Consider the following 15146-nt stretch of genomic DNA (forward strand, 5'->3'; position numbering starts at 1 on the left):
TCACCCGGACGTAAATACGTGTCCGGCGGTCCACAGCGGCCTAGTCTTCGCCGTCCCAGTCGGGGTTCACTCTGGGCGGTGCGAAGATATCCACGCCCTCCACCGTCGTGTCACCACGGTTCTCCACTGCGTGTGGCTCCCCGCCCGGAATCGCGTAGGAGTCGCCGGCCGAGACGGTGAGTTCCTCGCCGTCGACGAGGAAGGTGAGCGTTCCGGCCGTGAGGTAGCCGGTCTGTTCGTGCGGGTGGCTGTGCTCGGGGACCGTCGCGCCGGCCTCGATGCGGAAGTGCTGGACGCTCATCTCCGTCCCGGCGGCGAGCTGTGCGAGGTGGACACCGTCGACGGCCTCGGTGGCCTCGACGGCGGACAGTGGAACGCGCTCCATGGCAGTCCCGCGACGGCGAGCGATATAAGGGTGGGGGCCGCAGAGTGAGGGTATGTACGCGGTCGTCGGCTGTACCGACTGTGCGGCGCTGTGGCTGGTCTCCGACCCCGAGTCGTCGAAGACGGCGCGGTGTCCTCGCTGTGGCCGCCGCCACCAGACCCGAACGTTGCGACGCTTCTTCGAGTCCGACGACCGGGACGCCGCCCGACAGGCGCGAGCGGCGTTGCTCGCGAAGAAACAGGGCGCATCGGAGGCGTTCTCGAGCCTCGACTCCGTCGCGCAGATGGAGGCACAGACGGACGAACCCGTCGTCGACGACCGGGAGTATCTGGAGCGGTCGGGGCTCGACGCCGACGAGGTGGCGGCCGCGGGAACGGAGACGCAGCAGTCGCGCACCCGTGACCAGGTGGTCCGCGACGCCATCCGCGAGGGCGACCGCCCGGACGAAGACCGAGTCGTCGCCTACGCGGTCGACAACGGCGTGCCCGCGGAGGCCGCCCGCGACCTCCTGGAGAAGCTCACGCGCCGCGGCGAGGTCTCGGAGAGCCGCGGTCGCTACCGACTGCTCTGACTCCGTCTTTCGACGGCTCAGACGACTCCCAGCAACCGAAGCGCCGTCAGGGCCGAGACGAGGACGCCCAGGGCGAGTTTCGCGAGTCGGAGTGTCAGGACCGCTCTTCGATAGTCGTCACGCCCGTCGGTGGCGTCGCTCGCGCGGGTCGGGTCTGTCGTATCTGTGCGCATGGTGGACGCGCCCGCCGGTGCTCGCCGACGGGCGCGTGACGACCATCGAGCGCGAGGTGAAAAAGCGCGAGCCAGCCGCGTGGTGGAAGTGGAAGTGAAAGTGGGAGTGAACCTGAAACGGTCTCGGCGGCTACCGGCCGAGGGACTCGTGCGCCGACGAGAGGTGTCTCGACGCCAGCGCCGACAGCAAGGAGAGTTCGCCCGCGAGCGCACCGACCGCGATGCACTCGGCGAGCGCGTCGGCGTTCGCTCCCGGCGGGTCGCCGCCGCCGCGGACCCCAAGCACGTCGAGGCCCTCCGCCTGCGTCGGGAGCTTCGTCCCGCCGCCGACGGTGCCGACCTCGAGTGAGGCGAGTGAGACCGACGCGTAGAGTCCCTCCTCACGGACCTCGGCCGTGGTGATGGCGTTCGCGCCTTCGACGACCTGCGCCGCGTCCTGTCCCGTCGCGAGGAACATCGCGGCGACCACGTTGGCGACGTGGGCGTTGAAGCCGAACGACCCGGCCTTCGCGCTGCCGACGAGGTTCTTCCGGGTGTTGATCTCCGCGACCGCTTCGGGCGTGGTGTGCAGGCGCGCTTCGACGACGTCGCGCGGGATGAGTACGTCCGCGGTGACGCTTCGGCCCCGCCCCTCGACGGCGTTGATTGCGGCGGGCTTCTTGTCCGTGCAGAGGTTCCCCGACAGGGCCACGAGCGAGGCCGGCGTCTCCCGTTCGACCACCTCGCACGCCGCCTGTGTGGCGATGGTCGCCATGTTCATTCCCATCGCGTCCTTCGTGTCGTATCTGAACCGCAAGAAGACGTTGTCGCCGACGACGTACGGCTTCACCGCGTCTAGCTCCCCGTGGCTCGTGGTCTCCTCGGCGGCCTCTTTCAGTTTCGACCCGTTGTCGCGGACCCACGACGCGAGCGCCTCACCCTCGACGACCGACTCGACGCGGAAGACGGGCGCGCGGGTCATCCCCGTCGCGGTCACGCGGGCAGTGGCCCCCCCGGCGCGGTCGATAACGGAACAGCCGCGGTTGACGGAGGCGAGCAGTGCACCCTCGGTCGTGGCCATCGGGAGGTAATACTCGCCGGCGGCGGCGCCGCCGTCGACGGAGACGGGGCCGACGACGCCGGCGGGAATCTGAACCGTGCCCGTCATGTTCTCGATGTTCGCGTCGGCGTCGGCCGCGTCGAACGAGTAGGCACCGACGTGGTCGAGCGACGCGCCCGACTGCTCCTCGACGAGGAGTCGCCGGACGCTCGTCGCGGTGTCGGCGTCGGTGTGCTCCTCGAGCGCGTGAAAACGGATGTCGCCCGCGCGGACGCGTTCGGCGAGCGCTTCAGCCTCTGCCTCCGCCTCCCCCTTCGTGTCCGTGTTCGAGTCGGTCATACGCCCACGTCTCCCTCGCGGGGCTAACGCTTGTCGGTCCACTCTCGACGCCGTCTCCTCGTTTCCCGACTCCCGAACGTTCTTGCCCCTCCATCACACCTGAGGGTGTATGACCGCGGCCGCCGACCTCATCCTCACCGACGCGGAGGTACACACCCTCTCCGACCCCGACGAGACGTACGAGGCCCTCGCCGTCCGCGACGGTCGAATCGTCCGCCTCACGAACGCCTACGACGTCGACTTCCTCGCCGGTACCGACACCCGCGTCGTCAGCCTCGACGGCCGAGTGGTCCTCCCGGGCTTCGTCGACGCCCACACGCACCTCCCGATGGTCGGACGACGGCTCGTCCACGCCGACCTCTCCGTCGACGCTCGAGACGACGCGCTCGACCGCCTCCGCGAACGCGCGGTCGCGGTTGCCGTGAGAGATGACGGCCGGGACGAGGCGGCGCGGGGACGCGAGTGGGTCCAGGGCTTCGGCTACGACGAGTCACGCTGGGACGACGACGGCTATCTCACCCGGGCGGAACTCGACGCGGTGTCCGACTCCCTCCCAGTCGTCGCCTTCCGCGAGGATATGCACGTCGCCTCCGTCAACTCGGCCGCACTCGACCGGCTCGGTCTCGCCGCCGGCGACCACGGGGGTGACGTACAGGGCGACGACGAGGCGACCGGCGTCCTCGTCGAGTCGGCGGTCGACGACGTCTGGGACGCCGTCGCCCCCTCCCGCGCGGAGACGCGCGACCTCCTGGCGGCCGCACAGCGCCACGCCAACGAGCGCGGCGTCACCGGTGTCCACGACATGGTTCGGAACTCTCACGCCCCCGAGGTGTACCGCGACCTCGAAGCCGCGGACGAACTCTCACTCCGCGTTCGACTCAACTACTGGTCGGACCACCTCGACTGCCTGACCGACGTCGGCCTCCGGACGAACCACGGGGCGGGGCTCGTCACGGTCGGTGCCATCAAGACCTACACCGACGGGAGCTTCGGCGGCCGGACGGCGAAGCTGTCCGAACCCTACGCAGACGCCGACACGACCGGGCAGTGGGTCGTCCCGCCCGAGGAACTCCACGACCTCGTCCGTCGGGCCGACGCCGCGGGCTTTCAGCTGACGGCGCACGCGATCGGCGACGAGGCGGTCGACGCCGTCCTGGACGCGTTCGAGGCCGTCGACGGCGACGGACAGCGACACCGCATCGAACACGCGGAACTCACCGACGACGAGGCGATCGAGCGGATGCGAGCGGCCGGCGTCGTCGCCTCGGTCCAGCCCAACTTCCTGAAGTGGGCCGACGAGGGCGGACTGTACGAGCGACGACTCGGCGACCGACGAACCGAGACGAACCGCTACCGCGCGATGGTCGACGCCGGCGTCCCGCTCGCGTTCGGGAGCGACTGTATGCCGCTCGACCCGCTGTTGGGCGTCGACCACGCCGTCACCGCCCCTGCCGCGGAACAGCGCCTCACGGTCACCGAGGCGCTCCGGGCGTACACCGTCGGCGGCGCGTACGCGGGCTTCGACGAGGACCGACTCGGGACGCTCGCGCTCGGCACTCGGGCGGACCTGGTCGTCCTCGACGAGTCACCGTGGGATGCGGGACGCATCCGCGACATCGACCCCGTGTTGACCGTCGTGGACGGGCGGGTGGTGTACGACGCACTGGCGTGACGGCCCAACAGTCACGGCACACACGGCCGAACCCGAACCCTCTTTGAGTCCCCGGGGAGGATACGCGGCAATGACCGAGCGCTTCTTCGACCGCCTCCGCGACCGTATCACCCGCGTCGACAGCGTCGTCTCCGTCGGACTCGACCCCGACCCCGCGCGTCTCCCCGACCACCTCCACGAGTACGACCTGCCGCGGTGGGCGTTCAACCGCCGCATCATCGACGAGACGCACGAACACGCCGCCTGCTACAAGCCGAACGTCGCCTTCTACGAGGACGGCGACGGGTGGCGCGCGCTCCGTGAGACCATCGCGTACGCCCACGGAAAGGACGTCCCCGTCCTCCTCGATGCGAAGCGAGCCGACATCGGCAACACCTCCCGACAGTATGCGAAACTCCTCGAGTACGCCGACGCGATTACGCTCAACCCCTACCTCGGACGGGACTCGCTGGAGCCGTTTCTCTCCCGAGCAGACAAGGGCGTGTTCGTCCTCTGTCGCACCTCCAACCCCGGCGGGAGCGACCTGCAGGACCTCGAACTCGCCTCGGGTGACCGGGTGTACGAGCGGGTCGCCGCGCTCGCAGAGCTGTGGAACGGGAACGAAAACGTCGGCCTCGTCGTCGGGGCCACCACGCCCGAGGAACTCGAGTCGGTCCGCGAACAGGTGCCCGACCTTCCGTTCTTGGTTCCTGGCGTGGGTGCACAGGGTGGCGACGCCGAGGCCGCGGTCACCCACGGCCTCGCCGACGGGGTCGGCCTCGTCAACTCCTCTCGCGGCATCATCTTCGCCGGCGAAGACCAGGGGGAGGCGTTCGCCAAGGTGGCCGGCGACGCGGCGAAGCGACTCAAGAAGCGGCTCAATCAGTACCGCTGAGCGCCGCTCGCCCCGTGTCCGCGCTCAGTCGACGAGTCCGACGGCGTGGACGTGGGCTCTGAGGGCGCGCTTCGTCTCGAACTCCTTCCCACAGACCTCACACCGGTACGAGTCGCTGTCGTCGCCGTACATACTCTCGTGTCAATCGACGGCACATCGACATGAGCGTTCCGCCCGGTGGTCGACGCCACACACAGCCGTCGTCGTCACTGGGAGTCTGCCCGGCATCGGTGTCGGCGGACGCACGCCACCCTCGTCGTGGCGTCGCCGGGTGCGAGACGCTTACAATCCCGCGCGCCCAAGCGGGGGTGTGGACCGAGACCGACTCGTCTTGGGGCTCGCGGCCGTCTTCGCCGGCCTGACCGTCCTCCTAGTGGTGCTCTCGTTCACCCAGCAGCTGTTCTTGCTCGTCCTCGCCGTCCCGTTCGCCGCGACGACCTACTTCATGTGGTATCAGGCGAGCGGCCGACTGCAAGAGCGGACGCGGACCCGGCGCGTTCGGGCCGGCAGTCGATTCCGCGGCCCACAGGGTGGCCAGGCCGGGCCCACCGGGCCCGGCGGGTTCGGTGCCGGTGCCCAGCGCCAGGGACAGAGCCAGTCCCGATTCGGCGGCCAACAGGCGTCCTCGGGGCCCTCACAGCGCGAGGCGTACCGGACGCTCGGACTGGACCCCGGTGCCGACGAGGCGGCCGTTCGGAGCGCGTACCGTGAACGCGTCAAGGAGGTCCATCCGGACCGCCCGTCGGGCGACGAGGACGAGTTCAAACGCGTCAACCGGGCGTACGAGCGACTGACCGAGGAGCCGACGTGACCGCTCGGCTCGGCCGACTCGCTTCCGGCCCCCGTTCACGAGCGCTCCTGTGACACGAGGACTCGTACCACGGAAAGTCTTAACGTGGGTGGTTTCCTACGCGCGGACATGAGCGCTGACCGGGCCGTTCTCGACGAGGCCCTCGAGCGCGGAGAGGAAGAGGGCGGCTACATCGAGTTCAAAGAACGGCTGTCCCGCAGCGTCCATCTCTCGGAGGGGCGGATGGAGAGCCTCGCAGCACAGTTGCGCCACCGCGTCCTCTCGGGCGACGGCACGGCGACCTACGTCATCGGTGTCACCGACGACGGTGGCATCGCCGGTATCTCCCGGGAGGAGTTCTCGGAGTCGATGGACGTCCTCTCGCTCCTGGCGGAGGAGGCGGGCGCCCACATCCACGACGTCGAGACGTGGGGTGTCGGCGACGACGGCCTCGTCGGCGTCGCGACCCTCCACGAGGGAGCGATGCTCGACGGCGACGACGACCACATCGTCGTCGGCACGGCCGGTCACGTCGACCACGGCAAATCGACCCTCGTCGGTTCGCTCGTGACCGGCCGGTCGGACGACGGCGAGGGCGCGACTCGTTCGTTCCTCGACGTCCAACCCCACGAGGTCGAACGCGGGCTCTCCGCCGACCTCTCGTACGGCGTCTACGGCTTCGACTCGGACGGGCCGGTGCATATGGAAAACCCACACCGGAAGGCCGACCGCGCGCGAATCGTTCAGGAGGCGGACCGCCTCGTCTCGTTCGTCGACACGGTCGGCCACGAGCCGTGGCTCCGAACGACGATCCGTGGACTCGTGGGCCAGCGACTCGACTACGGCCTCATCGTCGTCGCCGCGGACGACGGGCCGACCCGGACGACGCGTGAACACCTCGGTATCCTGCTCGCGATGGAGCTCCCCACGATCGTCGCGCTCACCAAGGTCGACGTGGTCTCCGACGAGCGCGTCAGCGAGGTCGAACGGGAGGTCGAACGGCTCCTTCGCGACGTCGGGAAGACGCCGCTCAGAATCGAACGCCACGGGGTCGAGACGGCCGCTGAGGAGATCGGCGACGCCGTCGTCCCCATCCTCAGGACCAGCGCCGTGACGAAACAGGGGATCGACGAACTCGACTATCTGTTCGAGTTCCTGCCGAAGACGACCCGTGAGGACGGCGACTTCCGGATGTACATCGACCGCTCGTACTCCGTCACGGGCGTCGGGGCCGTCGCCTCCGGGACGGTGAACGCCGGGACTGTCGAGGCCGGTGACGAACTCCTCGTCGGCCCGATGGCCGACGGTGCCTTCCGGGAGGTCGAAGTCCGCTCCATCGAGATGCACTACCACCGTGTCGACCGCGCGAAGGCCGGCCGTATCGTCGGCATCGCGCTCAAGGGTGTCCGCGAGGCCGACCTCGAGCGCGGGATGGTCCTCCTCCCGGCCGACGCCGACCCCACGCCGGTCAAGCGGTTCGAGGCGGAGGTGATGGTGCTCAACCACCCGACCAGAATCGGCTCGGGCTACGAGCCGGTCATCCACCTCGAAACCATCAGCGAGGCGGCGGTGTTCCGGCCCGCGGGTGGGCAGTTGCTCCCCGGCGACAGCGGGACGACGGATATCGAATTCAAATTCCGCCCGTACCTGGTCGAGGAGGGTCAGCGCTTCGTCTTCCGCGAGGGACGGAGTAAGGGCGTCGGGACGGTTACGCAGGTCTACGACTGACTTGGTATAGCCGGGATTTACTACTCGACGGCTATTCGTGCAGCGGGATGACTGATTCCGATAACGAAGGGATCAACTCCATGCGTAGCCGATTAGGATGGTACCTCGGCTGGCTCTTGGTGTTCGTTGGTGGGCTGCTTCTCGCGGCGACATCTCCGACGAAGACTGCGGTGTCAGAGCGGACACCACACTCAAATACAGCCGTAGAATCAGGCACCGATGCGGACGTCGAGGCGGAATCCGAAACGAGTGCACTACTCGGGGCGTTCTGGGGGACCAGCCTCTCCGGTGCACTTCTCTATTTAATCGTACTGACAGTTGCCATCTTGGTCGACCACCTGTTCGGTGTGTTGGACGGCCCGCTCCCCTTGGCCGGTATCCCCCTCTCCCAGCCACTCACTGGACTCCTCGTCCTGGTTAGCATTGCCTTCGTTTCCCTCTGTCTCTGGGTGGGACTCGTCTTCGCCCTCGTACAAGCCAAATTGGTTTTGCCTACGCACGCGGCTGACGGCCTCCCTGCCGCGCTGAAAGCCCACTTCCTTCTCGGACTTCCGGTGCTCGTCGGGCTCATTTACGTGTTCATCATCTTCCTGCTGCTCCGGACAGGGTCAGTCTTGCCAGCAGTCGGTGGACTGTTCCTCTGCACGTTTGTGATTGCCTGCCTGTTGTACGTCGGTGGAGGGGCTGTTTCGATTGATTCTGAAGAACGTGTCGGCATCGCGGTGGTGACCGGAATCGGGCTGCTTGTCGTGACTGTTCCTCTCGTGGCACCCGGTGCGATCGCCGACGTCCTCAACACGGTATTCGGGCTGGAACTCCCGACGAAGTACGACCTGGCGACTAAAGCACAGTTGTTTGCTGCAACCGTCCCCGTGGCCGTTGGCAAGATGTTTGCGGCACTCGTCCACGCATCCTCGCTTGCGAGCCTCCAGCGGGGTGGACAACGAGTATTGGTGATGCTCTCGGAGCTCCTAGTGGGGGCCGTCGTCGCGGTGGTTGCCTTTCTGCTCGTCGTTCTGTTCGGCTCGCTGATTACTTCAGCTCCGCTCCCCTCTCGGATTTCGGTGGTCGCGTTCGCCCTCACGCTGTTTATCGGCTTCGTCGCCGACCTCTCACGGAACGGCCTTGTCAGCGTGACTACGGACGAGCTTTGAAGATCACCTCAAGACGGGCGGGGTAGGACCCATCGTATCCTCACCATGATAGGTTTTGCAACGACCAGAGGGAATCGAGACGGTAGTGCGGCTTGATCGTCGCCTCCTCCTCGTACGCGGGAATCCAGACACTCCGGAGCCCCGCCGCGTGTGCGCCGGCCACGTCGGACGCGAGCGAGTTGCCGACGTGGACGGCCGTCTCGGCGTCCGAGTCGAGCGCCGACAGGGCCCGGCGGAACGGCTCGGCGGCCGGTTTCGGCTCGGTGTCGTGACCGGCGAAGACGACCGTCTCGAACGTCTCGTCCAACTCTGCGCTCGCGAGCTTCGGCCGCTGGACCGCCGGCATCCCGTTCGTCACGATTCCCAGTCGATACTCGCCGGCAAACGCGTCGAGTACCTCGCGCGCGCCCGGCAGGAGCCTGACGTCGCCGTGGTCGCGACGCGCGTTGAACGCCCGGGCGACGTCGCGGCCGAGCGTCGAGTCGTACCCGTTGTCGGCGGCGATGGCGGAGAAACACGCCTCTCGAAGCCCCTCGATGGAGTCGGTCACCGGCAGGAACTCCTCGTAGCGCGAGAAGTACGCCTCGGCGGCGAAGAACGGGTCGACGCCGACGGCCGCGAACGCCTCGTCGAGCACCTCGGCCGTGCTCCTGTTGTAGGTCACCAGGGTGTCGTCGAGGTCGAACAGGACGGTGTCGACCGGGGGGTTCGTCATCAGTGTGCCGTAGGGGCGGTTCGGAGAAAAGCCGTGTGCCCGGCGGGTGGGTGCGTGGTCAGCGCCCGCAATCTGCCCCGTCGCTCCCGACCGAGCGACCGGTCTCGTCGACGACGTACCCCTCCGCACGGCGCTCGGCGAGACCGAGCAGGACGAGCCAGTCGAGGATGAAGCCGACGCGTTCGCGCCACGTCTCGCGCCACCCCGACGGGTCCTTGTGGTGTTCCCACACCGGAACGCGCGCCTCGAACCGCGCGAAGACGGCGTCGGCGTCTCGCGGCTCCGCGGTGAGGGCGTCGCGCACTTCGCGCGCGCCGTACACGCGGTCGAGAAACGCGCTTCGGAGATGCGCCGGTGTCGGCTCCTGTGAGCGACGGACGAACCCCGTCTCGCGTTCCTCGGCGAGTTCCAGTGCGCGGAGGAACGTGAGCCACGTCCGCGCCACGTCCCGGCTCGGGAACTCGAGCCGTCGCATGAGCCGTGCACAGCAGTCGTCCTCGGTGCCCGGGACGAGCGGGACGGCACGCTGTGCCTCGGCGACCGCCTCGACGCGCTCGGGTGGCTCCGGAACGAGTTTGAACCGCGTCATCTCGACCCCCTACGCGAACCCGAACGACTCCGCGAGCAACTCCTCGTCGGTCCCGCCCAGCACCCGCGTCGGGCCGTCGACGACGTCGACGGTGACCTGTGCGGGGGCGAACACCGACCCGGGGACTTCGTAGAAATCCCAGTCGGCCTCCTCGAAGACCGTCTCGAACGGGGTGCCGTACTCCTCGGCGGCGGTCGAGGGGAGTTCGTCGAAGACGTCACTGTCCTCGCGGACCTGTATGTACACCTGCCCGCCGTACGCGAGCGCGTCGTTCGTCCGACCCATCGCGACGCCCTCGTCGTAGCTGACGGGCGCGACGGGTGCCGACCCCGAGACTGTGAGCACGTCCGTCGGGTCGTAGCCGAGTTCGAAGAGACGGAAGACGGCGAGTTCGGCTGCCCGTGCGGCCATCGTCACGCTCCCGACGGTCGACCCGGTGGCGAACGTCGGCAAGAAGACGCCCGACGGCTCGACGCCCGTGAGCTCCGAGACGTGTTCGGCGACGGCGTCGTCGGGCAGGTCGATGCTCTCGACGGTGAGAACGGTGAGGTCGAACTCGTCGTAGTAGCCGACGGCCTGGAACTCGCTCTCTTGACCGACCAGCGCACGGGCCGGGCCGGACCCGAGGCCGTCGAACCCCGGCCCCCCCTCCTCGCCCTCGAACGCGAGTTCCCAGCCGGCCTTCTGCGAACAGAGCAGCGCGAGTGCCGGGTGGTCGGTCGTGAGTTCGACGTGGGGGACGGGCGCGCCCGCCACCTCGTCCATTCGCGTCTGTACGGTCGCGAGACCAGCCGTCTGCACCTCCGTGAGGAGGAGGCCCGCCTCCAGGCCGGCCTCGGCGTCGACGCCACAGTCGATGACCGTCGCGCCGGAGTCGAGTTCGTAGACGACGACCCCGAGTTCGTCGGCGAAGTCCAGCACCTCGTCGACGAGTTCGATGGCCATCCGGTTGAGACTCTCCATACCTCGTCTTCCGCGGCCTCGGATAAATGGTGCCGGGTTCTATCGGGTGCGTCTCGCCTCGCGCCCCAGTTCCGCTTCGACCCGGCTGACCTTCTCGCTCGCTTCCTGCGTCCGGGTCCGCTTGTCGTCGATCTTCAGGAACGTCGAGACGCGGTCGCCGTCGACGGCCTTGTGTGCCGCAGCGACGGCGTCGAGGAGGGTGTCGACGTCGTCGGCCTCGACGACGGTCCCCATCGGGTTCGTCTCGTAGGCGACGTCGAAGTCGTCGAGCGCGGCGATGGCCTTCGCCACCTCCGAGGCCATGCTCCCTTCGATGACTGGTGCCACACTCAGCATCGCGATGACGGTCATGGTCGGGAGACGCGGGCAGAGAACGTAACTGTCGGTGGTCGGGTGACGCCGCGCCGCGACCGCGCCGACACCCGTGTGCCCTGTCAGGTTATCTTCCTCCCGACCGTATCCGATTCGATGTCCGTCATCTCTCGCGCCGTCGCTGCAGACCCGCGGGTCGAGCGTGCGTTCGTCCTCCTCCGCGCCATCGTCCACGAGATCCGTGCCGAGCGACTCACCTTCATGGCCGGGAGCATCGCCTACCACGCGTTCGTCTCGCTGCTCCCACTACTGCTCTTGGTGCTCGCCGTCGTCGCCCGCATCGGCGACCAGAGCCTCCAGGCGGCATTCGAGCGGTTCGTCGCCTCGGTCATCACGCCCGGCGCAGCGCCCATCTTCGTCGGCGAACTCTCCCAGGCTGGCGGCTCGGCGGGGCTGTCGCTGTTCGGACTCGTCTTCCTCGTGTGGGGGACCCTCCGCATCTTCCGCGGGCTCGACACCGCCTTCTCCGATATCTACGAGTCCGAGGCGGCCAACACGTTCGCCGATCAGGTCTCGGACGGCATCCTCGTCCTCGTCGTCTTCGGCGTCACCATCGTCGTGGCCATCGTCGTCGAATCACAGCTGTCGTTCGGGGCCTCCGGGGTCGCCTGGGTCGCCCACCGCCTCGTGCTCGTCGCCCTCATCGGCGTCGCCCTCTTCCCGATGTACTACGTCTTCCCCGACTCGGACGTCAGTGTCGTCGAGGTCCTCCCCGGCGTCGCCTTCGCCGCCGTCGGTCTGGCGTCGTTCGAGACGCTCTTTCAGCTCTACGCCTCCGTCAGCTCGAAGGCCCAAGACCCCAGCATCGTCGCGGGCATCCTCGTCCTCCTCACCTGGCTGTACTTCTCGGGGCTGGTCATCCTCCTCGGCGCGGCCATCAACGCCGTCCTGTCGAACCGCTCCCGCGACGTCAACGTCCGGCCCCTCCTGGGCGGCGTCGACTACGACAACTCGACGGGGCCCGCTCGCGACGAGGTGACCGACGCGCTCGAAGCACTCGAACACGCCCTCGAGGCGGCCACCGAATCCGCAGAGAGTGACGAGGTCGTGGTGACCGTCGGCAACCGCCGAATAACCCTTCCCCTCCCCGACGCCGTCGTCGCCCGGACCGACACCGGCCTGTTCGCCGGTCCGGTCACGCTCGAACTCACCTGGTCGCCACGAGAGTCAGAGTAACCGACGGGTACGCTCCGTGTTTAATATTATGGCGTGCGTCTCGCTACCATGGCTGTTCGAACACCGAGCCCGATGACCCCGGGGACCGTCCGTCACGAGGAGCACACCGAGACCCAGACGCAACGGTTGGTCGACAGCGGGACGGAGACGGCTAGCGCGGTCACCGAGTCGCGCGCGGTTCGACCGCCCGTCTCGGTGCGAAACAAGCGGCTCCCGAACGAGTTCGGCGAGGCGTTCCTCGTCTGGCGCTGCCTCGACTGTGGCGCGCTCGGGTCGCTCGATGCCCTCCCCGCACGGTGTGAGTGTGGCGCTCGGCGCGAGGACCTCGTGTACGTCCTCGAGGACTGAGACCGTCCCCGACTCGTCGCCGACGTATCGGCTCCGAAGATAGTTTCAAATACGCCTCGGGCGTAGGGGCGAGTATGGCGATCACTCGCCGCTGTTCTGGCTGTAACGCGCTCTTGCAGACCAAGCGCGACCTGACGAAACTCGAAGGCGTGACGAAGCCCTCGTGGCGCTGCCGTCGCTGTCAGACGACCGTCCCCGGTATCGTCGCCGAACGCCTGAAACACCAGAAGCAACACGAGTTCTGACGCCGCGGCGTCGACGGTGCCGACGGTCGTAACCCGCGCAGACGGCGCTCGCTCGAACCGTGTGTGCCCGTGTCGTTCACGGGTAATCGTGCTCGTCTGTGGTCGTCCGTGATAGTTTACTACTGAAATAGTAAACGTTTAACGTTCGAGTCGGCTCCCATCGAGTATGAGCCGTATTCTGACACTCACGGAGTCGCTCCGCGGCTTCGACGCCGGTACCGAGTTCGACCGTGTTGCGACGTACGACCACTGGCACGTCTCGACCGCGAAGCTCGAAACGGTCGACGGAACGGGCCGCCTCGAGGTCACCGCCGACGAACTCCTCAAGTTCTTCGCCGCGTAACCGGTCTGCACACCCGTTCGAGCGGTGCAGTCTCAGTTTTCGCCACGCGTCACGCCCACAGAGCGTCGGCTGACCGGCATTCCGGACGTCGTGGGAGTCGTCTGAGATAGAATCTCTCGAACGTCTACCGAATGTGGCCGTTCCTGAACGAAGATGAATATTTTAATTCGTTTCATAGTAAGTCTTTAACCCTCGAAGCGCGTTCGAACGGATGTGATGAACAAAATCACCCTCCAGAAAGACTACCGCGGCTTCGAGGCCGACACCGAGTTCGAGCGCGTCGCCGAGTACGGCAGCTGGCACGTCTCGGCCGCGAAGCTCGAGACGGTCGACAGCACGCGCCGGCTCGAGGTCACCGACGAAGAGCTCACGCAGTTCTTCGCGGCCTGAACGCCTCGTCCGCTCCGCTCGACGTCCGCCTCGGTCGTCGGCCCGTTCGTCACTGGGACGACGACCCGCTTACGTTCGACCGGAACGCTCCTGTGTCACTCGTGGTCCGCCTGCGGGCTGTGGGTTCTCCGGTACATCGCGACCATCCGCCACAGCGTCCCCTCGACGTCACCGTCTGTCGTTTCCGTCTCGAGCTGGGTGTAGAGCTCGTCCGAGATGGTGAGTTCGGGCATCCCACCTGTGGTAACACGGCACAGGAACAAGTATTTTGAGTTACACGTTCTCGAGTGAACGTCTCGGCGACGCGTCGAGTGAGGTCGTGAGTCACGGGCGGTCCACTCGCTGGTCGCTCGACGACCTTCACGCACCGACTCTCACCAGCGCGAGCGACACGCGGAGCGGTCGCTCGCCGTCTTGTGTTCGAGAGAAGTGCGCTGGCTGGGATTTGAACCCAGGTTGTGACCATGGCAAGGTGTTCTGCGATACCCTCGAAAATACGCGCTGAGAGGCATTATTTCGAGCGATGCCGTCGATACAGTGGACAGAATCCGGAAATCACTAATTGAGTTCATATCCCTCTCGTGAGCCTAATTAGGAGTCCACTGGAAATCATAGTATTCTGATAATCCAATGGTCGGTCAAGGTTAACTGTATTCCACGAAAGTTCTATTTCCCAACAGAACCACTCCGATAATAATGCGACGCATAGCTATTCTCTCAGTAGTCGCCCTGGCACTCTTCTCAGGTATCTCAGTGTCACCAGCACTGGCACAAGATAGCCTATCGTGTAATGCTCAGGAGAACTCTGAAATTTGTATCACTGAGTTCAATATAACTCAAAATGTGATAAAAAGGGGTTCAAATGTGGAAGGGGTGTTAGAGGTCAAGAATATCGGAAACGCTACTGGGGAGGCAGTCATTCTGGTTGCGACTGACAGACCAGATGCTATGACAAAATATCAAGAATATAAACAATTTTCGCTCGATGCGGGACAAACCAGGGAGATACCGTTGGCGTTCACCACGGGGGAAAGCTCTCTCGGAGAGCATCGAGTGAATGTTCTCGTTTTGGACGAGGACAGTAACCACCTGTACGATGCAACAGGCTACTCACAGTCGGTGATAATTAAAAAAGACCCACTGACCTTGAGCGAAATAGCCGAGTTCATCCAGACTACTCGTGCCCTTTGGGTATTGGTGACTGGCGTCCTAACCTTTCTCGCATTTCTAATAGGTAAGGGTGGGTCTAGACGGTGACTTGTAACAAATCAGCCACAGTC

Annotated in this window: 21 protein-coding genes; 12 read left to right on the top strand and 9 right to left on the bottom strand. The window is 66.3% G+C overall.

Translation table 11 applies throughout. From position 1 onward, the window contains the following. Positions 1-40 precede the first annotated feature (40 nt). Complete coding sequence (locus E6N53_RS08010; protein WP_136589367.1) at positions 41-385, bottom strand: cupin domain-containing protein; 345 nt, start codon at positions 383-385, stop codon at positions 41-43. Between the two features lie 52 nt (positions 386-437). Here E6N53_RS08010 and E6N53_RS08015 point away from each other — a divergent pair, with 52 nt between their 5' ends. Further along, positions 438-956, top strand: coding sequence for a DUF5817 domain-containing protein (locus E6N53_RS08015; protein ID WP_136589366.1), 519 nt, complete (start codon positions 438-440; stop codon positions 954-956). 17 nt (positions 957-973) lie between these two features. On the opposite strand, the gene E6N53_RS20675 is transcribed toward E6N53_RS08015, so the two are convergent. Together E6N53_RS20675 and hmgA are read right to left on the bottom strand one after the other, a co-directional pair. Further along, positions 974-1129 (bottom strand): hypothetical protein, encoded by a 156-nt coding sequence (locus E6N53_RS20675; RefSeq protein WP_161596526.1) that lies wholly within the window; start codon positions 1127-1129, stop codon positions 974-976. A 130-nt stretch (positions 1130-1259) separates the two neighbouring features. Continuing rightward, positions 1260-2507 carry a hydroxymethylglutaryl-CoA reductase (NADPH) gene (gene hmgA / locus E6N53_RS08020; RefSeq protein WP_142858257.1) on the bottom strand — a complete coding sequence of 416 codons (1248 nt, stop codon included), beginning with the start codon at positions 2505-2507 and terminating at the stop codon, positions 1260-1262. Between the two features lie 109 nt (positions 2508-2616). On the opposite strand from hmgA, the gene E6N53_RS08025 reads away from it, so the two are divergent. Together E6N53_RS08025 and pyrF are read left to right on the top strand one after the other, a co-directional pair. Then, the gene (locus E6N53_RS08025; RefSeq protein WP_142858259.1) at positions 2617-4179 is read left to right on the top strand and encodes an amidohydrolase; all 1563 of its coding nucleotides are present in this window, start codon (positions 2617-2619) and stop codon (positions 4177-4179) included. Positions 4180-4249: 70 nt separating this feature from the next. Then, entirely contained in the window at positions 4250-5053 is an 804-nt protein-coding gene (gene pyrF / locus E6N53_RS08030) for an orotidine-5'-phosphate decarboxylase (RefSeq protein ID WP_136601059.1), read from the top strand. Between the two features lie 24 nt (positions 5054-5077). On the opposite strand, the gene E6N53_RS08035 is transcribed toward pyrF, so the two are convergent. Next, entirely contained in the window at positions 5078-5185 is a 108-nt protein-coding gene (locus E6N53_RS08035; RefSeq protein ID WP_136589362.1) for a C2H2-type zinc finger protein, read from the bottom strand. Between the two features lie 178 nt (positions 5186-5363). Here E6N53_RS08035 and E6N53_RS08040 point away from each other — a divergent pair, with 178 nt between their 5' ends. The 3 genes from E6N53_RS08040 (at position 5364) to E6N53_RS08050 (ending at position 8725) form a co-directional block, all read left to right on the top strand. Further along, on the top strand, positions 5364-5864 hold the full coding sequence (locus E6N53_RS08040) for a J domain-containing protein (RefSeq protein ID WP_142858261.1): 501 nt from the start codon (positions 5364-5366) through the stop codon (positions 5862-5864). Positions 5865-5972: 108 nt separating this feature from the next. Beyond that, entirely contained in the window at positions 5973-7571 is a 1599-nt protein-coding gene (locus tag E6N53_RS08045) for a GTPBP1 family GTP-binding protein (RefSeq protein WP_142858263.1), read from the top strand. A 47-nt stretch (positions 7572-7618) separates the two neighbouring features. Continuing rightward, positions 7619-8725 (top strand): hypothetical protein, encoded by a 1107-nt coding sequence (locus E6N53_RS08050; RefSeq protein WP_142858265.1) that lies wholly within the window; start codon positions 7619-7621, stop codon positions 8723-8725. Between the two features lie 40 nt (positions 8726-8765). Here E6N53_RS08050 and E6N53_RS08055 read toward each other — a convergent pair whose 3' ends face one another. Genes E6N53_RS08055 through E6N53_RS08070 form a run of 4 tightly spaced genes read right to left on the bottom strand, consistent with a single transcriptional unit; the run spans position 8766 to position 11343 of the window. Beyond that, entirely contained in the window at positions 8766-9440 is a 675-nt protein-coding gene (locus tag E6N53_RS08055; RefSeq protein ID WP_142858267.1) for an HAD family hydrolase, read from the bottom strand. Positions 9441-9498: 58 nt separating this feature from the next. Further along, positions 9499-10029 (bottom strand): double winged helix-containing putative transcriptional regulator, encoded by a 531-nt coding sequence (locus tag E6N53_RS08060; RefSeq protein ID WP_142858270.1) that lies wholly within the window; start codon positions 10027-10029, stop codon positions 9499-9501. A gap of 9 nt (positions 10030-10038) precedes the next feature. Beyond that, positions 10039-10992: a methenyltetrahydromethanopterin cyclohydrolase gene (gene mch, locus E6N53_RS08065; RefSeq protein WP_142858272.1), complete on the bottom strand. Its 954-nt coding sequence runs from the start codon at positions 10990-10992 to the stop codon at positions 10039-10041. A gap of 39 nt (positions 10993-11031) precedes the next feature. After that, positions 11032-11343 carry a thiamine-binding protein gene (locus tag E6N53_RS08070; protein ID WP_142858274.1) on the bottom strand — a complete coding sequence of 104 codons (312 nt, stop codon included), beginning with the start codon at positions 11341-11343 and terminating at the stop codon, positions 11032-11034. A gap of 117 nt (positions 11344-11460) precedes the next feature. Between E6N53_RS08070 and E6N53_RS08075 the strand changes: the two genes are divergently transcribed. The 5 genes from E6N53_RS08075 to E6N53_RS20685 all read left to right on the top strand — a co-directional run bounded on the left by E6N53_RS08075 (position 11461) and on the right by E6N53_RS20685 (position 13866). Further along, positions 11461-12540 carry a YihY/virulence factor BrkB family protein gene (locus E6N53_RS08075; protein WP_142858276.1) on the top strand — a complete coding sequence of 360 codons (1080 nt, stop codon included), beginning with the start codon at positions 11461-11463 and terminating at the stop codon, positions 12538-12540. A 48-nt stretch (positions 12541-12588) separates the two neighbouring features. Next, positions 12589-12888, top strand: a complete 300-nt coding sequence (locus E6N53_RS08080) for a DUF7130 family rubredoxin-like protein (protein WP_236642320.1) — start codon at positions 12589-12591, stop codon at positions 12886-12888. 74 nt (positions 12889-12962) lie between these two features. Continuing rightward, positions 12963-13133: a hypothetical protein gene (locus tag E6N53_RS20990; RefSeq protein ID WP_201741096.1), complete on the top strand. Its 171-nt coding sequence runs from the start codon at positions 12963-12965 to the stop codon at positions 13131-13133. 166 nt (positions 13134-13299) lie between these two features. Next, positions 13300-13476, top strand: a complete 177-nt coding sequence (locus E6N53_RS20680; RefSeq protein WP_161596527.1) for a hypothetical protein — start codon at positions 13300-13302, stop codon at positions 13474-13476. A 216-nt stretch (positions 13477-13692) separates the two neighbouring features. Then, positions 13693-13866, top strand: a complete 174-nt coding sequence (locus E6N53_RS20685) for a hypothetical protein (protein WP_161570014.1) — start codon at positions 13693-13695, stop codon at positions 13864-13866. 95 nt (positions 13867-13961) lie between these two features. On the opposite strand, the gene E6N53_RS20690 is transcribed toward E6N53_RS20685, so the two are convergent. Continuing rightward, positions 13962-14099, bottom strand: a complete 138-nt coding sequence (locus tag E6N53_RS20690; protein ID WP_161569869.1) for a hypothetical protein — start codon at positions 14097-14099, stop codon at positions 13962-13964. 463 nt (positions 14100-14562) lie between these two features. Here E6N53_RS20690 and E6N53_RS08085 point away from each other — a divergent pair, with 463 nt between their 5' ends. Continuing rightward, entirely contained in the window at positions 14563-15123 is a 561-nt protein-coding gene (locus tag E6N53_RS08085) for a cytochrome c family protein (protein ID WP_142858278.1), read from the top strand. Positions 15124-15146 lie beyond the last annotated feature (23 nt).

The sequence above is a fragment of the Salinigranum halophilum genome, assembly GCF_007004735.1.
Lineage (GTDB): Archaea > Halobacteriota > Halobacteria > Halobacteriales > Haloferacaceae > Salinigranum > Salinigranum halophilum.

Bases quoted from the DNA above. Each gene is read 5' to 3' on its own strand.
- E6N53_RS08055 (WP_142858267.1), bottom strand. From the start codon at position 9,440: ATGACGAACCCCCCGGTCGACACCGTCCTGTTCGACCTCGACGACACC.
- E6N53_RS20675 (WP_161596526.1), bottom strand. From the start codon at position 1,129: ATGCGCACAGATACGACAGACCCGACCCGCGCGAGCGACGCCACCGAC.
- E6N53_RS08075 (WP_142858276.1), top strand. From the start codon at position 11,461: ATGTCCGTCATCTCTCGCGCCGTCGCTGCAGACCCGCGGGTCGAGCGT.
- E6N53_RS08010 (WP_136589367.1), bottom strand. From the start codon at position 385: ATGGAGCGCGTTCCACTGTCCGCCGTCGAGGCCACCGAGGCCGTCGAC.
- E6N53_RS20990 (WP_201741096.1), top strand. From the start codon at position 12,963: ATGGCGATCACTCGCCGCTGTTCTGGCTGTAACGCGCTCTTGCAGACC.
- E6N53_RS20680 (WP_161596527.1), top strand. From the start codon at position 13,300: ATGAGCCGTATTCTGACACTCACGGAGTCGCTCCGCGGCTTCGACGCC.
- E6N53_RS08070 (WP_142858274.1), bottom strand. From the start codon at position 11,343: ATGACCGTCATCGCGATGCTGAGTGTGGCACCAGTCATCGAAGGGAGC.
- hmgA (WP_142858257.1), bottom strand. From the start codon at position 2,507: ATGACCGACTCGAACACGGACACGAAGGGGGAGGCGGAGGCAGAGGCT.
- E6N53_RS08025 (WP_142858259.1), top strand. From the start codon at position 2,617: ATGACCGCGGCCGCCGACCTCATCCTCACCGACGCGGAGGTACACACC.
- E6N53_RS08080 (WP_236642320.1), top strand. From the start codon at position 12,589: ATGGCTGTTCGAACACCGAGCCCGATGACCCCGGGGACCGTCCGTCAC.
- E6N53_RS08045 (WP_142858263.1), top strand. From the start codon at position 5,973: ATGAGCGCTGACCGGGCCGTTCTCGACGAGGCCCTCGAGCGCGGAGAG.
- E6N53_RS08060 (WP_142858270.1), bottom strand. From the start codon at position 10,029: ATGACGCGGTTCAAACTCGTTCCGGAGCCACCCGAGCGCGTCGAGGCG.
- E6N53_RS08050 (WP_142858265.1), top strand. From the start codon at position 7,619: ATGACTGATTCCGATAACGAAGGGATCAACTCCATGCGTAGCCGATTA.
- mch (WP_142858272.1), bottom strand. From the start codon at position 10,992: ATGGAGAGTCTCAACCGGATGGCCATCGAACTCGTCGACGAGGTGCTG.
- E6N53_RS20685 (WP_161570014.1), top strand. From the start codon at position 13,693: ATGAACAAAATCACCCTCCAGAAAGACTACCGCGGCTTCGAGGCCGAC.
- E6N53_RS08085 (WP_142858278.1), top strand. From the start codon at position 14,563: ATGCGACGCATAGCTATTCTCTCAGTAGTCGCCCTGGCACTCTTCTCA.
- pyrF (WP_136601059.1), top strand. From the start codon at position 4,250: ATGACCGAGCGCTTCTTCGACCGCCTCCGCGACCGTATCACCCGCGTC.
- E6N53_RS08035 (WP_136589362.1), bottom strand. From the start codon at position 5,185: ATGTACGGCGACGACAGCGACTCGTACCGGTGTGAGGTCTGTGGGAAG.
- E6N53_RS20690 (WP_161569869.1), bottom strand. From the start codon at position 14,099: ATGCCCGAACTCACCATCTCGGACGAGCTCTACACCCAGCTCGAGACG.
- E6N53_RS08015 (WP_136589366.1), top strand. From the start codon at position 438: ATGTACGCGGTCGTCGGCTGTACCGACTGTGCGGCGCTGTGGCTGGTC.